Source organism: Kitasatospora sp. NPDC088134 (genome assembly GCF_044741705.1).
Classification (GTDB): Bacteria; Actinomycetota; Actinomycetes; order Streptomycetales; family Streptomycetaceae; genus Kitasatospora.
This window is the reverse complement of sequence record NZ_JBIUTD010000002.1, coordinates 1-13814: the sequence shown is the minus strand read 5'-3', so window position 1 is coordinate 13814 and position 13814 is coordinate 1. Positions and strand designations below refer to the sequence as shown.

Here is a 13814-nt window from a genome sequence, read left to right as displayed (position 1 = left end):
TCGCCGCCGTGACCGGTCCCCAGCCTAGGCGGCGGGGTGGACCCGCATTGGGTGATCGCAACTGACGGTCCCTAGGATGCGGCGGGTGATCACCACGAAGACACCACGACGGACGGCCCGCGGGGCCGCGCTGCTCGGTGCGCTCGCGATAGCCGCGGCCACCGTGCTCGGCGGGCTCCCCGCACACGCCGACGAGCCAGGGGCCCCGCCCGCCGCCACCGAACCGCCCAAGGTCGACCTGGTCCTGGATGGTTCGGGGTCGATGCGGACCACCGACATCCAGGGCAAGAGCCGGATGGCGGTGGCCCAGCAGTCGATCAACGAGGTCATCGACGCGCTGCCGGCCGAGACCGAGTTCGGCATCCGGACGCTCGGCGCGACCTACCCGGGCAACGAGCAGAAGGAGGGCTGCAAGGACACCCAGCAGCTCTACCCGGTCGGGAAGACCGACAAGACGCAGGCCAAGACGGCCGTGGCGACGGTCCGGCCGACCGGCTGGACCCCGATCGGGGTGGCGCTGCGGGCGGCCGCGCAGGACCTGGGCACCGGACCGACCACCCGCCGGATCGTGCTGATCACCGACGGCGAGGACACCTGCGCCCCGCCGGACCCGTGCGACGTGGCCCGCGAGCTGGCCGCCCAGGGCATCCACCTGGTGATCGACACGCTGGGCCTGGCGCACGACGACAAGACCCGCCAGCAGCTGCTGTGCATCGCCAACGCGACCGGCGGCACCTTCACCGACGTCCGCACCCAGGAGCAGATGACCCAGCGGGTCAAGCAGCTGGTGAACCGGGCCCAGGACACCCACGCGGTGACCCCGGCGAAGGTGGCCGGTGCGGAGAAGTGCGCGGACGCGCCGGTGCTGACGCCGGGCGTGTACACCGACCGGGAGAAGTTCTCCGAGCACCGGGTGTACCGGGTGCCGGTGCAGCCGGGCCAGGAGCTGCGGGCCTCGGTGAGCGTGACCCCGGACCGGGCGGTGGCCCGGGACTACGGGGTGCTGCTGCAGGCCACCGACAGCACCGGCCAGGAGCTGGTGCGCGGCAACGACGCGGGTTCGGGCCGCACCGACGTGGCGTCCACGGGCGTGCGCTGGTCGGCGCCGGGTTCGGCGGACGACGAGGTCTCGCCCTCGCCGACCGCCGGGTCCAAGGGCGCGGCGGGGCGGACGGTCTGCCTGGTCGTCAGCAACTCCTTCGCCTCGACGGCGAACGTGCAGGCCGACTCCGGTCTGCCGCTGGAGCTGACGGTCGACGTGACGGCGGCCTCCCCGGCGCCCGACGGTCCGGCGATGGGCCTCGGCCGCGGCTGGATCCTGCTCGGTGTCCTCACCCTGGCGGGCCTGCTCGCCGGTCTGATCTTCGGCTGGCTGGCACGCTGGCGGATCGCCGTCTGGCGGGAGAACTGACGATGCGCAAGCTCCTCACCGCGGCGGGTTCCGCCGCCGCCCTGGCCGGGCTGTTCCTGCTGGCGCCCGGCACCGCCTCGGCCGCGTCCCCGGCGGCCTCGGCCTCGCCGTCCGCGAGCGGCACCGCGAAGCCGGTGGTCAACTCGGTCGGCACCAGCTTCCTGACCGCGACCACGCTGGCGGCCGGGCAGGACGCGGACGTCCCGGTCTCCACCGGCGACTACCTGTACTGGGCGTTCCCGGCCTCGGCGGGCCAGACCGCGACCGTGCAGGTCAAGGTCACCCTGCCGGCGGCCGCGGACCGGCACGGCCCGCAGACCTGGTCGGTCGAGCTGTTCGACGGGCTGCGCCGCCGCCAGTCCTGCACGGCCGGGCCGCAGACCAGCACCGCCGAGCAGGGCGCGGGCGCCCTGGAACTGAGCTGCACGCTGCGGCAGATCCGGTCCTGGGCCGAGCCCTGGTCGGGCGACCCGCTGCCCGGCACGTACTACGTGAAGCTGTCCACCACGGACATCCCGCAGACCGACCTCGGCCTGGCCTCCACCGTGCACGTGCACGTGGCGACCAAGGGCGGCGTGGACGACGCGCAGCCCGAGGGCGGCGAGTTGAAGGCCCCGCTGGTGCCGCCGGTGAACGCCGGCGCGACGGCGGCGGCCGGGGCGGGCGGTGCGGGGGCGGGCGCGACGCCGGCTCCGAGCACGAGTGCCGCGCACGCGGCGGCGCCCGTCGCGGAGGAGACCCACTGGTACTCGGACCTCTTCTCCGGCTGGAACACCCGCTGGTGGTGGACGGTCGCCGGTGGCGTGCTGGCCGCGCTGGCCGGGGTGCTCGGCTACACCCTGACCCGGCACCCGCGGGGCCACCGCCACCCGCCGCGGCCGGCGGCCGGTCCCGTCCCGCACCAGGGGCAGCACCAGCAGCAGCAGCAGCAGCAGCCGAACAACTGGCAGTAGCGGTCGGCGGTTTGTGAGGGGGAGGGGTCGTTCGCGGCCCCTCCCCCTGCTGCGTGCCGGCTAGCGGCCGATGGACTGCAGGATGCGCATCGCCGAGGTGCCGAGCTCCGGGGTGACGGCGGTCTTCGGGGCGAAGTGCCGACGCAGCACGTCCTCGCCGTAGCGGTGGCACTGGCGGTGCCAGTTGAGGACGGCGGCCATCCAGTCCTGCAGCCCGCGGACGTAGCCGTCCAGGGCCGCCCCGGCCTCCGCGTCGAGGGCGAAGTCCTCCTTGACCAGCGGGAGTTCGCCGTCGACGACGTGCTGGAACTGGCTCAGCCGGGAAGCCATCAGGTCGGCGACGATGGCGGCGGCCACGGTGTGGTCGCAGGAGAAGAAGTTCTCCACCACCCGGACCAGGTTGTGGAACTCGCCCTCGTACTCGATCTCCTTCTGGTACGAGTGCAGGTCGTTGACCAGGCAGCCGTAGTCCGCCGCCGAGTTCTCGACGGCGCGCACGGTGCCGCTGGCGTAGACGGCCTCGGGGATCACCGAGCCCTGGGCGAGCCGGGCCAGGCCCATCGTCAGGTCGGAGCCGAAGGTGGCGCGGCGCATCTCGATGTAGTCGACGGGGTCCGGGATGCGGTTCTGCGCCTGGTTGGCGAGCTCCCACAGCCAGCTGTCGAGCATGTCGCCGACGCCCTTGCGGAACTTCTCCCGGTCGGCGGTGGAGAACGGGGCGATGGTGCGCCGCCAGAGGTCGGCGAGGCCGGTCTCCAGGGCGTTGCGCGGGGCGAAGGGGAGGGTGCCGTCGATCGTCATCAGCGCGTGCAGGCGCTCGTTGGCGGCCCGGGCGCCGGCCAGGTCGCGCGGGCGGCCGAAGACCACGGGGTAGTAGTCGTCGGCGTAGGTGCCCCAGGTCAGCCAGGCGGACGAGAGGTCGAGCTCGGCGGGGGTGGCGTCGGGGTCGATGCCGGCCGCGCAGAGCGCGAAGTCGTAGTCGCGGAGCTTGCGTTCGCTCCAGATGTCGGAGCCGGGGACGCCGGGCTCGGGGTCGAGCAGGCCGTGCTCGCGGGCCCAGCCGACCACGTACTCGCGGGCGGCGCCCAGGTGCGGATTGAGGGTGAGCGGGTAGGGCATCGGGAACTCGGGCAGCACCGAGGGGCCGACCTTGCGGTGCGGGGTGTGGCTGAAGCTGCGCAGGCCGCGGATGCCCGCGGCGAGGCGGATGTTGGCGGCGGAGGTGCCCAGGCCCCGGGGGCCGGGCACGGGGGCCGCGGCGCCGCCGCCGTTCATGTACCGGCTGGAGCGCATGTGCCACTCGTGGCCGCCGGACTGCCAGTCCTGCATGCCCTTGACGTAGGCGCCGACCCGGGCGATCTGCTCGGCGTCCAGGCCGTGCTCGGCGAACAGCGGGACGAGTTCGGTGAGCGCGGTGTTCTCGAACTGCTGGAGCCGGGAGGTCAGCAGGTCGTTGACGGCGTCCGCGGCCTCCTGGGTGGAGCAGCCGAGGAAGGTCTCCAGGACCAGGACGCCGTTGGAGAGTTCGCCCTCCTCGCCGATCTCCCGCTCGTAGGAGAACAGGTCGTTGCGCAGGTGCACGCCGTCCGAGAAGGCGTCCCGCAGCACCCGCAGCGGGCGGGAGTGCGCGACCGCCTCGGGCACCTCGGCGTTCGCCGCGTACTCGATCAGGCCGGCCGACCAGGGGGCGCCGCCGACCTTGCGGCGCATCTCGATGTACTCGACGGGGTTGGAGATCCGGCCCGCGTTGATGTTCGAGAGCTCCCAGAGCGACTCGTTCAGCAGGTTGCGGGTGGACTCGGCGAACCGGGCCCGCCAGTCGGCGGACATGTGCGGGACGGTGCGCTGCCACAGGTCGGCCAGGCCGGCCTCGACCGGGTTGGTGGCCTCCGGGTACTCGGCGTCCGGGTCCATCGGCATGAAGGCGGGCATCCGGTCCAGGTAGGCCTTGCCGCCCTCGCGGTCCAGCGTCCGCTTGAAGATCTCCAGGAAGTGGTCGTCGAAGAAGAAGACCCAGGTGTACCAGTCGGTGACGAGGTTCAGCGCCTCGCTGTCGCAGTCCGGGTGGGTGTAGGAGCAGAGCAGCGCGTAGTCGTGCGAGTCGAGGTCGTGCTCCTCCCAGACGCCCGATCCCTCCAGCATCCCGAAGGCGCGGGCCCAGTCCTTGGTGTGGACCCGGGCCTCCTCGTAGTGCGGGTTGATCCGCGCCGGGTAGGGCACGTAGAAGTCCGGCAGTTCGAACGGCTGAGCCACTTGGTCCCGCCCCTGATGAATCGTCATGAATCGTCGACAACTGTCGGCGCACGGCCTAACGAGCCCGTGAGCCCGTCGTCACCGGTACCCCGTTGACCCGTCCGGATTCCAAAATCCACTCGGACGAGTGAACACCCGGCGGGCCACCCCGCTGTCCGCCCCACCCGGGAGGATGGTGCCGCCCCGCTTCCCCTCCCCAAGGAGTTCCCCGATGGCCTTCACCGACGAGACCTGGCAGCTCTTCCACGGCACCGAGCCGGCCGGCTCGATCCGGATCACCGAGGCCGACTTCCCCTGGCTGGCGGGCGAGTTCACCCCGGGCCCGGCCTTCCCGGCGGTCGCCCCGCTGTTCGCCGAGACCCGTCGGCTGGCCGACGCGGAGGACCGGGAGGGGTTCGACCGCGCCTACGACGAGATCTCCGCCTCCTGCGCCCTGCACTCCCCCGACGGCCCGGTCGCCGAGTTCCTGCTGCACGTCGAACCGCCCCGGGCCCGGTTCCGGTTCAGCGAGGAGCCGTTCGAGGAGGGGTGACACCCGGTCAGAGCAGCTTCCACTGCTGGTTCGCGTCGGAGGTGCAGGTCCAGACGCCGAGGGTCTTGTTGTCCTCGTCGTAGGTGAGGCAGTTGTCGGCGTCGATCCGGATCTGGTAGCCGACGCCCTTGGCGACCACCTCCCACTTCTGGGTGGCGGCGCCGGTCCAGGCGCTCGCCCCGGCGAAGTAGGTCTTGGTGTTCTCGGTGAGGGCGAGTCCGGTGGCGGTGTTGACGATCTTGTACTTGCCGCCGCCGAGCGGGTTGAAGGTCCAGCCGGTGGCGGCGCTCCCCGAGGGGGCGGCGACCACGCTGCCGCTCTTGACCAGCGGGGTCCGCCCGTTCATGACGGTCGGCCTGAGCGCCTTGACGGTGCTGTCGGTCGACGCGATGCCGCTGGTCATCGGGGCACCCAGGTCGACCGGGGCGGACGGGGTGGACGGGGTGCCCGGGGTGGCGGGCACGCCCGGGGTGATCGGCGTGTTGGGGTCGTACCGGGCGACCGAGCGGTCCGGGAAGTGGATGCGCCGGCCGCCGCTCACCGTGCTGTCGGAGTCCTGGCCGAGGAAGGCCCAGTTCATGAAGCCGCCGTCGCCCTTGTTGACGAAGGTGGAGTCGCCGTAGAACACCCAGATGTAGAACCGGTCGTAGCCGGCGGGGCCGCCGATCGAGTCGTAGTGCTGGAGCTTGACCTCCTGGCTGAAGACCACGCCCCGGAGGCCGGAGGCGTCGAAGTCGTTGTAGAACCACGGGATGTCGTAGCTGTCGGTGCCCATGTACTTGAAGACCAGGATGTTGTAGCCGGGGACCTCCTGGGCGATCCCGCTCACCACCTGCTGGGTGAAGCGGGCGTTGTCGGCCTTCGCCGTGTTGGCGGCGTCGCGCGCCGCGCCGATGGCGGCGGTGACCGCGCCGGTCGTGTTGCAGGTGTTGCCGCAGCCGAACGGGTCGGTGTATTCGGCGGCTGCCGGGCCTGCGGTCGCGACCACCTCGACGGCGGTCGCTCCGGCGCACAGGACGGTGCTCAACAGGCCCGCGACGGTGGCTCGGCCCAGCTTGCTCTTCATGTTCATGTCACTATCCTCGATCGGATGCGATGGGACGGACGGACGTGCCGTGCCGTACGGAGGGGGTGCGGGCCGACCGGTGCGCAGTCGGCGGGGGGGATCCAGCGGGGGATCCGGCGGGGGATCTAGGGGAGGGCGAGCGCGAACGGCTGCCCGTTGCCGCGCGGGTCGAGCCGGTAGCTCCAGCTTGCGGGGACCAGCAGGCAGGCGGCCGCCCGCAGCCGGAAGGCGCGGCGGCGGCCGGCCCCGCCCGGGGGCGGGCTGAGCACCACCTCGCTCGCGCCGCGGCGCTGCACCAGCAGCACGGCGGCGGCGTGCCGCCGCCAGGGGCCGGCCGGGCCGTCGGCGACGGCCAGCACGGTGCGCCGCAGCTCCCGGCGGAGCGCCCCGGCCAGCACGTCGGGCGTGTCCGCCCCGGCCGGCTCCTGTTCGCTCCACAGCAGGGCCGGGTCGGCCCGGCCGGTGGCACCGCGCAGGAAGGTCGCCAACTCGGCTTCCAGCCCGCCGGGTTCGGGCGCCGCCCGGACCGGTTCCAGGTCCTCGTACCACTGCACGGCCGCCACCTCCCGGAGGTTCGCGCCGGTCGGTCCGGCGTCGCTCGCTGTGATGACCATCCTGCGCGGCGGGCGCGGTGACGGACAGTCACGAGAGGCCGGTACCGGGGTCGCGGTCCCGGGGTCCCGTGACACGGCGGGCGGGGTGAGCGGGTGGGCGGTCAGTCCGCGGCCGGTCAGTCCGCGGCCGGCTCCTCCGGCGCGTCGAGCAGGCCGGCCCGGGCGGCGGCGACGCCCGCCTGGAAGCGGCTCTCGGCGCCCAACCGGGCCATGATGTCGGCGATGTGGCGGCGGGCGGTGCGCAGCGAGAGGCCGACCCGGCGGGCCACCGTCTCGTCCTTCAGTCCGGCGGCGAGCAGCTGCAGGATGGTCCGGTCGATCTCCTGGGCGACCTGTTCGAGCCCGTCCTCGGCGGCGGAGGCGAACGGCCGGGCGACCGCCCAACTCTGCTCGAAGATCCCGCACAGGTAGGCGACCATCGACGGTTCGCGGACCACCAGGGCACCCCAGGAGCCGTCGGAGAGCGGGACGAAGGCGGTGCTGCGGTCGAAGACGATGATCCGGCCGAACAGCTCGTGCACGGTGCGGTACTCGGCGCCGAGCGCGGTCGCGGCCTCCACGTAGGTCTGGCTGGGGCCGTTGAACCGGGCGGTGTGGTGGTAGAGGGTGCGCATCCGGACGCCGCGGGAGAGCAGCGCGTGGTCGCGGCGCAGCGCCTCCTGCATCGCCGAGGGGTCGCGGTTGCCGCCGGGCTGGCTGGCCAGCACCTCGGTGCGGCAGTCGGCGGAGGCCCGGTCGAGGGCGGCCCGGACCTCGGGGAGGCTGGGCAGCACCTCGAAGTCGCGGTCGGCGGGGGCGGCCGTCTCCCGGTGCTGCCAGGTGGGCAGGAAGGCGGCCACCCGGGCCTGGTCGGCGGCCAGTTCGGCGCGGCGGCGGGCGATCTCGGCCTCGGCGGGGACGGCCAGGTCGTTCGCGGCGGCGTCCGGCCCGACGGCGCGGGCCCGGTGCGGGTCGGCGGGGTCGCGGTGCACCAGGCGGTGCGCCACCAGCCGGTCGAGGGCGGCGGGGGCGCGGTCCGGGTCGAGGCCGAGGGCGGCGAAGTGCCCGGCGAGGGCGCCGGGTTCGCACCGGCCGTGGCGCAGCACCCAGTCGTAGACGGCGAGTTCGGCCGGGTCGGCGGCGGCGTCGGATCGGGGCCTTGCGGAGCTTATGTCCATGTCTGTCCCCCGGTCAGCTTGTTGCCACCGCAGTTGCTGAGGTGGCCGGACGATGGTGCCGCGACCTGCGCAGGGACATGCTAGGCGCAGGCCGAAAGACGCCCGGCGGCACCGCCGGACCGGCCTCTTCCCCGTGTCCCGTCACCTCCCGGAGACCCCCATGAAGCGCGCCCTCGCCACTGCCGCCCTCACCGCCGCCGTCCTGTTCGCGGGCGCGCCGCTGGTCTCCGCCGTCCCGGTGGCTGTCGTCCCGTCGGCCGCCGGGGGCGCGGCCGAACTGCCGCAACAGCCCGGTCCGGTGGGCGTCCCGCGGGGCATGGACACCGCCTGGGGCGGCGCCTGCGAGCTGCCGCTCTGCCGTCCGCTGTCCTGACCCGCCCCTCTCCACCGCCGTCCCCCAGGAGCCCAGATGCGCACCGCCCCGCCCCCGTCCGCTTCGTCCGTACCGTCCGCCGACGGGTTCAGCCGCCGCGAGTTGGAGGTGCTGCGCCTGGTCGGCGAGGGCGCCAGTTACGCGCTGATCGCCCGGCGGCTCGGGCTCAGCCCGCACACCGTGGACACCTACCTGCGCCGGATCCGGGCCAAAACGGGGGTGACCACGCAGGTGCAACTGGCCCTGCTGGCACACCGGCTGCCCGCCCTGGCGGCGGCCTGACGGCCCGCTGCCCCGACAAGGGGGTGCAGGTGGGCGCAGTGGCGGGCGAAAGCCGGGGCGGGATCGTCGTGGGGGACGGATTCCGGGTGAGAGGCGGACGTCCGTACGGGTGCAGTGGATCGGGCCCACCGCGGTGTTCCTGCTGGCGGCCTTCGTCGGGGCCGGGACGCCGGTGGCGGCGCCGACGGTCCGCCGGTCCGTTCTATGATCCGATGAACCGCTGCCCGGGAGCGGGTCGTCCGTGTGCGCCGACCGCAGGCGTCCCCGGGCGGGAATCGTCCGGGGGTGGGAAGTGACGGCTGTCCGCAGCTGGAGCCGCAGGCCGCTGGCCTGGGTGCTGGTGGTCCTGCTGGTGCTCGGCGGGGGCCTGTTCGGCGCCCGGCGGGCCTGGGGCGCCTGCTGGCCGCTGAGGCCGCACGACGCCCGCGCGTACCGGCAGTACGACTGCGCCAACCTGGGCGGCCCGCGCAACCTGCCCACCCTGCTGCGCTACTACGGCCTGACCCTGCCCAAGGGCGCCGAGGGCGTGCGCTACTACAGCGACGACGACTCGGCCGCGGGCCCGGACGTGTTCTTCCTGCGCTTCGCCCTGCCGCCCGCCGACGCCGAGTCCTACGTCGCCGCCCTGCACGCCTCCCCCTCCGACGCCCACCCCGACGCCGCCCTGCGGGACACCCGGGAGCTGCGCCGCCGGGACGGCGTCGACTGGACCTTCCCCGCCGAACTGCCGCACCGGGTCCTCAACTTCTCCCCCGCCGGGACGGCGGTGCTCACCCCCGAGGGGTCCAGGACGGTCGTCCGAGTGGTCGTCAGCCGGTCCTGACCGCCGCCCGGCGGCGCAGCCCCCGGGTGTCCCGCAGGTGGACGCTCCAGACCAGGGCGGCGGCCAGCAGCAGCGCGACCACGGCGGTCGCCAGGCCCGGGCGCAGGCCGGCGGTGGCGGTGACGGTGCCCGCCACCAGCGCGCCGAGCGGCACGCCCAGACCGGAGGAGAGCGTCCGGCGGGCGGTGTTGACCCGGCCCTGCAGCTCCGGCGGGGTGACCTCCTGCGCGTAGGTCATGGTGTTGACCAGCACGACCAGGTACGCGGTGCCCCAGGCGGCCAGCGCCGGGACGCAGATCCGCCAGTCGGTGGCCAGCACCACCGCGGTGCCCAGCAGCGCCCCGGCCGGCAGCACGCCCAGCAGCAGTTCGAACGCCCCGAAGCGCCGCCGCAGCCGGGGCAGCAGCAGCGAGCCGCCGATGCCGCCGCCGCTCCAGGCCAGGTACAGCAGGCCGATCCGGCCGTCCGCACCGTGCAGGCCCAGGCCCCGGTCGGCGAGCACCACCAACTGCCCGACCACCGCGCCGCCGGAGAACGACTGCAGGGTGCCGACCGCCGTCATGGTGCGCAGCGTCCGGTGGCCGGCCAGGAAGCGCAGGCCCTCGCGGACCTCGGCGACCAGGCCGGGACGGTCCCCGGTCATGGCGCGGGCCTCGGCGGCGGGTCGGGCCTCGGCTGCGGGACGGTCTGCGGTCGCACCCGCCGATCCGAGTGCGCGCAGCAGCAGCGCGGACCCGGCGAAGCTCAGTGCGTCCAGGGCCAGCGCCCCGGCCGGGTCGAACAGCGCGATCAGTCCGCCGGCGACGGCGCTGCCGACGATCCGCACCACCGTCTCCGCGCCGTAGAGCGCGCTGTTGGCCCGGGCCAGCCGCTCCTTGCCGACCAGCGCGGGGACCAGGCCGTACCCGCCCGCGTCGAAGAACAGCGCCAGGCCGGACGCCAGGAAGGCCACGGCCACCACCTGGGCGGCCGTCAGCACGCCGAGCGCCCGGGCGGCGGGGACGGAGGCCAGCGCCAGGGCGCTGAGGGTGTCCGCCGCGACCATCAGGGCCCGCCGGTCTACCCGGTCCGCGAGCGCGCCGGCCGGCAGGCCGAACACCAGGTAGGGCAGGGTGCCGGCCGCCGCGACCAGCGAGACCAGCAGCGGGGACCCGCTCTCCCGGTAGACCAGGACGGGCAGCGCGACGGTGGTGACGGCGGAGCCGAGGCCGGACACCGCCCGGGAGAGCCAGAAGCGGCGGAAGGCCGCGGTCCGTAGCGGGGAAGGGAGTTGACTGTTCGTCATGGCCGGTCGGGCGTCCTCTCGGAGTGGGGCGGGGCGGGGCGCGTCGGCGGTGCGCGGGCATGCCGAAAGCCCGTACCGGGGGCCGGTACGGGTGCGCGGATGGGAGTGGGGGCGGCCGAACCGCCCGGAAAACGAAGAAGGTTCCCGCGTCGGGGAACCTGTGGGGATTCTAGCAGTGGGGTGTCGGAGCCGTCCCGAGGTACCGGAACAGGCCGTCGAGCGGGGCGGGAACGGCGGCCGGGTCGAGGGCCTCGACGAGCAGCCGGCCGTAGCGGATCTTGCGGCCCTTCCGGGTGCCGAGGAAACGGCGCAGGCGCTGCTGCGGTGTCCGCTCCCGCTGGGCGGGCTGGCGCTCGAAGATCCGCCAGGCGGGGAGGTCACCGGCGGACCGGAACACCTCCTCGATCCGGGCGGTGCCGAGGGCCCGGACCAGCTCGTCCTCCAGGTCGGCGGCGCAGACGAAGATGCCGTCCCCGGGCGCCCCGGCCCGCGCCAACCCCCGCTCGTACCAGCCGCGTTCGTTCGCGTCGCAGAGCCCGGCCAGCCGCAGCCCCAACCCGGGCGGGCCGAGCAGGGCGGCGAACCGGCCCACGCTCATCGCCCCGCCCATCGGGACGGCGGCCACCCCCTCCGCCGCCAGGTCCCGCCCCCGGGCGGCGGCCAGCGCCTCGACCGCCGCGAGGTCGCTCAGGCCCTCCAGCAGCACCGCCGTCCGCACCCGGGCCCGCCGGGCCGCCTCCGCCACCTCGGCCGCCGAACCGCCCTCCGGCCCGGCCGCCCGGCCGACCACCGCCTCCAGGAACGCCCGCATCTCCGCCACGCCCCGATTCTGCCCCGCCTCCGCCGCCCGGGCGCGACCTTTTCGGCGGCCGAAGCGGTGCCAGGCCGGGCCGGGCGGAGCAGGCGGTTCGGCCCGTGGCCGCGCTCCCGTGGCCGGCAACTGGCGGCCACCGGCCGGCCGCCCCGGTGCGGTCCCGGAGAATGACCCGGCCGCCCCGACCGGGAGGACCTGCGCGCAGTTCCGCCGCCGGCCGCCGGTCACGGTCAGGGGTTCAGACGCCCGGGGTGCGGTCGTGCTGGAGGTGGCGGCGGGCGCAGCCGATCGCTTCCGGGGTGGTGCCGAAGACCCGGCCCTCGGCGCGGAGGCGGTCCAGGACGCCGAGGGCGTCCAGGGGGCGGTGGTGTTCGGCGCGGAGGCCGGAGACCAGGACGAGGGTGCCGCGGCGTTCCAGTTCGGTGATCGCGTCGCCGAGCACCGTCGCGCCGCTGGCGTCGATCGCGCTGACCCGGGACATCCGCAGGATCGCCACCCGGACCTGCGCCGCCCCGGTCAGTTCCAGCAGGAAGCGGTGCGCGGCGGCGAACAGCAGCGGCCCGTCGATCCGGTAGGCCACGATGTGTTCGGCGAGCAGGGCCCGCTCCTCGTCGTGGTGGTCGGCGGGCGGCAGGTCCTCGTGCAGCGGGACCTGCTCGACCCGGGCGGCCCGGGCCACCTCGGCGAGCGCCAGCACGCCCGACACCAGCAGGCCGACCACGACGGCCGTCACCAGGTCGAACGCCAGGGTGGCGACCGCGGTGAGCAGCAGCACCGCCGCCTCGCCGCGCCCGCTGCGGACCAGTGCGCGGACCGAGCCGACCTCCACCATCCGCACCGCGGTGGCGATCAGCACGCCGGCCAGCGCGGCGAGCGGGATGCCGGACACCAGTGGCGCGGCGGCGAACACGATCACGGCGAGGACCGCGGCGTGGGTCAGCGCGGCCAGCCGGGAGACCGCGCCGGAGCGGACGTTGACGGCGGTCCGGGCGATCGCGCCGGTCGCGGCGACGCCGCCGAACAGCGGGGCGGCCAGGTTGGCCAGGCCCTGGCCGAACAACTCCCGGTCGCTGTCGTGCCGTTCGCCGACCCGCATGGCGTCGGCCGCGGTCGCCGACATCAGCGACTCCAGCGCGGCGAGCGCCGCCACGGCCAGGGCCGGGGGCAGCAGGGTGGGCAGGTCCGCGAGCCGGAGGAAGTCCAGCGAGGGGGCCGGGAGTCCGGCGGGCAGGTGGCCGATGGTGGCCACCGGCAGGTCCGCGCACCGGGTGAGCAGGGTGGCGGCGACCACCGCGAGCAGGGAGAACGGGACGGCGGGGCGCAACCGGGTGCCGATCAGCAGCACGGCGGCGACGCCCAGCGCGAGGCCGAGGGCCGCCCAGTGCGGGGTGCCCAGGAAGGCGCCGGCCGCCCGGGCCGCGACCGCCGCCGGGTTGTCGCCGTCGGGCTTGGGCACCCCGAGCGCGCCCGGGACCTGCTGGAGCGCGATCACTCCGGCGATGCCGAGCGTGAAGCCCTCCACCACGGGGACGGGCACGTACGCCATCCAGCGCCCGGCCCGGAGCAGCGCCAGGCAGACCAGCAGCACGCCGGCCAGCAGGCCGACGGTCAGCACCCCGTCGGTGCCGTAGCGGTGGACGATCGGGACCAGCACCACCGTCATCGCGCCGGTCGGCCCCGACACCTGGAGGTCGGAGCCGCCGAACAGCGCGGCCAGCGCGCCCGCCACGACGGCGGTGGCGAGTCCGGCGGCGGCGCCCGCGCCGGAGGAGATGCCGAAGCCGAGGGCGAGCGGGAGGGCGACCACGGCGACGGTCAGCCCGGCCGGCAGGTCGGCGCGCGGTGCGCGGCACAGACCGGCGAGAGTGCGCCGGTCCGGCAGCAGGGCCGTCCAGCGAGCCCACCGGGCGGCCGGTCCGGCGGGAACGGTCATGGTTCTCCGTAAGGTGTTAGGCGGCCCGGGAGGGCCGGATGTGGCTTATGGTTCTCTGCCTTCAGTGGCTTCTGAGGAGTGGCCGTCCGGCTCTCCGGGGCGCCCTGGCTGCTGATTGAGATATGCGCGCTGTGTGCGGTCGCTGTTTACGGAGACGACGGCGGGGTGTTCCTCGGGCCAACGGGATGTCGCTGGGATCGAGGAGGGGCGAGTGAGCGAGCGAAGGACCCATGTCTGGGCGGGTGTTGATGCCGGCAAGGGCCATCACTGGGTGGCTGTGGTCGACGAAGCCGGCGCGACGCTGTGGTCGAAGAAGGT

At 74.7% G+C, this 13814-nt stretch carries 13 protein-coding genes; 6 read left to right on the top strand and 7 right to left on the bottom strand.

Features of this window, described 5'->3' with window-relative positions; genetic code table 11:
* Nucleotides 1–76 precede the first annotated feature (76 nt).
* Together ACIOHG_RS03650 and ACIOHG_RS03645 are read left to right on the top strand one after the other, a co-directional pair.
* Nucleotides 77–1411 (top strand): VWA domain-containing protein, encoded by a 1335-nt coding sequence (locus ACIOHG_RS03650; protein WP_400944893.1) that lies wholly within the window; start codon nucleotides 77–79, stop codon nucleotides 1409–1411.
* Nucleotides 1412–1413: 2 nt separating this feature from the next.
* Entirely contained in the window at nucleotides 1414–2364 is a 951-nt protein-coding gene (locus ACIOHG_RS03645) for a peptidase (RefSeq protein ID WP_400944891.1), read from the top strand.
* A 60-nt stretch (nucleotides 2365–2424) separates the two neighbouring features.
* Here ACIOHG_RS03645 and ACIOHG_RS03640 read toward each other — a convergent pair whose 3' ends face one another.
* On the bottom strand, nucleotides 2425–4617 hold the full coding sequence (locus ACIOHG_RS03640; protein ID WP_400944889.1) for a germacradienol/geosmin synthase: 2193 nt from the start codon (nucleotides 4615–4617) through the stop codon (nucleotides 2425–2427).
* Nucleotides 4618–4828: 211 nt separating this feature from the next.
* Between ACIOHG_RS03640 and ACIOHG_RS03635 the strand changes: the two genes are divergently transcribed.
* A complete protein-coding gene (locus tag ACIOHG_RS03635; RefSeq protein WP_400944887.1) occupies nucleotides 4829–5149 on the top strand; it encodes a hypothetical protein in 321 nt (106 codons plus the stop codon).
* A gap of 7 nt (nucleotides 5150–5156) precedes the next feature.
* Here the strand turns inward: ACIOHG_RS03635 and ACIOHG_RS03630 are convergent, their stop codons facing one another.
* The 3 genes from ACIOHG_RS03630 to ACIOHG_RS03620 form a co-directional block, all read right to left on the bottom strand.
* Nucleotides 5157–6221, bottom strand: a complete 1065-nt coding sequence (locus tag ACIOHG_RS03630) for an RICIN domain-containing protein (RefSeq protein WP_400944885.1) — start codon at nucleotides 6219–6221, stop codon at nucleotides 5157–5159.
* Nucleotides 6222–6340: 119 nt separating this feature from the next.
* On the bottom strand, nucleotides 6341–6778 hold the full coding sequence (locus ACIOHG_RS03625; protein ID WP_400944883.1) for a hypothetical protein: 438 nt from the start codon (nucleotides 6776–6778) through the stop codon (nucleotides 6341–6343).
* A gap of 167 nt (nucleotides 6779–6945) precedes the next feature.
* Complete coding sequence (locus ACIOHG_RS03620; protein WP_400944881.1) at nucleotides 6946–7986, bottom strand: LuxR C-terminal-related transcriptional regulator; 1041 nt, start codon at nucleotides 7984–7986, stop codon at nucleotides 6946–6948.
* A gap of 160 nt (nucleotides 7987–8146) precedes the next feature.
* Here ACIOHG_RS03620 and ACIOHG_RS03615 point away from each other — a divergent pair, with 160 nt between their 5' ends.
* The 3 genes from ACIOHG_RS03615 to ACIOHG_RS03605 all read left to right on the top strand — a co-directional run bounded on the left by ACIOHG_RS03615 (nucleotide 8147) and on the right by ACIOHG_RS03605 (nucleotide 9464).
* Entirely contained in the window at nucleotides 8147–8359 is a 213-nt protein-coding gene (locus ACIOHG_RS03615; protein WP_400944880.1) for a hypothetical protein, read from the top strand.
* A gap of 36 nt (nucleotides 8360–8395) precedes the next feature.
* Complete coding sequence (locus tag ACIOHG_RS03610) at nucleotides 8396–8641, top strand: response regulator transcription factor (RefSeq protein WP_400944878.1); 246 nt, start codon at nucleotides 8396–8398, stop codon at nucleotides 8639–8641.
* A 292-nt stretch (nucleotides 8642–8933) separates the two neighbouring features.
* The gene (locus ACIOHG_RS03605; protein WP_400944876.1) at nucleotides 8934–9464 is read left to right on the top strand and encodes a hypothetical protein; all 531 of its coding nucleotides are present in this window, start codon (nucleotides 8934–8936) and stop codon (nucleotides 9462–9464) included.
* On the opposite strand, the gene ACIOHG_RS03600 is transcribed toward ACIOHG_RS03605, so the two are convergent.
* The 3 genes from ACIOHG_RS03600 to ACIOHG_RS03590 all read right to left on the bottom strand — a co-directional run bounded on the left by ACIOHG_RS03600 (nucleotide 9451) and on the right by ACIOHG_RS03590 (nucleotide 13496).
* Nucleotides 9451–10749, bottom strand: coding sequence for an MFS transporter (locus tag ACIOHG_RS03600; protein ID WP_400944874.1), 1299 nt, complete (start codon nucleotides 10747–10749; stop codon nucleotides 9451–9453). The two genes, ACIOHG_RS03605 and ACIOHG_RS03600, sit on opposite strands and share 14 nt — an antisense overlap.
* 169 nt (nucleotides 10750–10918) lie before the next feature.
* Nucleotides 10919–11569, bottom strand: coding sequence for a TOPRIM nucleotidyl transferase/hydrolase domain-containing protein (locus ACIOHG_RS03595; RefSeq protein WP_400944872.1), 651 nt, complete (start codon nucleotides 11567–11569; stop codon nucleotides 10919–10921).
* A gap of 232 nt (nucleotides 11570–11801) precedes the next feature.
* A complete protein-coding gene (locus tag ACIOHG_RS03590) occupies nucleotides 11802–13496 on the bottom strand; it encodes a SulP family inorganic anion transporter (RefSeq protein ID WP_400944870.1) in 1695 nt (564 codons plus the stop codon).
* Nucleotides 13497–13814 lie beyond the last annotated feature (318 nt).

What these genes read in the sequence shown, in the direction of transcription:
- ACIOHG_RS03650 (WP_400944893.1), top strand. Translation starts at nt 77, where the DNA reads ATGCGGCGGGTGATCACCACGAAGACACCACGACGGACGGCCCGCGGG.
- ACIOHG_RS03645 (WP_400944891.1), top strand. Translation starts at nt 1,414, where the DNA reads ATGCGCAAGCTCCTCACCGCGGCGGGTTCCGCCGCCGCCCTGGCCGGG.
- ACIOHG_RS03635 (WP_400944887.1), top strand. Translation starts at nt 4,829, where the DNA reads ATGGCCTTCACCGACGAGACCTGGCAGCTCTTCCACGGCACCGAGCCG.
- ACIOHG_RS03630 (WP_400944885.1), bottom strand. Translation starts at nt 6,221, where the DNA reads ATGAACATGAAGAGCAAGCTGGGCCGAGCCACCGTCGCGGGCCTGTTG.
- ACIOHG_RS03620 (WP_400944881.1), bottom strand. Translation starts at nt 7,986, where the DNA reads ATGGACATAAGCTCCGCAAGGCCCCGATCCGACGCCGCCGCCGACCCG.
- ACIOHG_RS03615 (WP_400944880.1), top strand. Translation starts at nt 8,147, where the DNA reads ATGAAGCGCGCCCTCGCCACTGCCGCCCTCACCGCCGCCGTCCTGTTC.
- ACIOHG_RS03610 (WP_400944878.1), top strand. Translation starts at nt 8,396, where the DNA reads ATGCGCACCGCCCCGCCCCCGTCCGCTTCGTCCGTACCGTCCGCCGAC.
- ACIOHG_RS03600 (WP_400944874.1), bottom strand. Translation starts at nt 10,749, where the DNA reads ATGACGAACAGTCAACTCCCTTCCCCGCTACGGACCGCGGCCTTCCGC.
- ACIOHG_RS03590 (WP_400944870.1), bottom strand. Translation starts at nt 13,496, where the DNA reads ATGACCGTTCCCGCCGGACCGGCCGCCCGGTGGGCTCGCTGGACGGCC.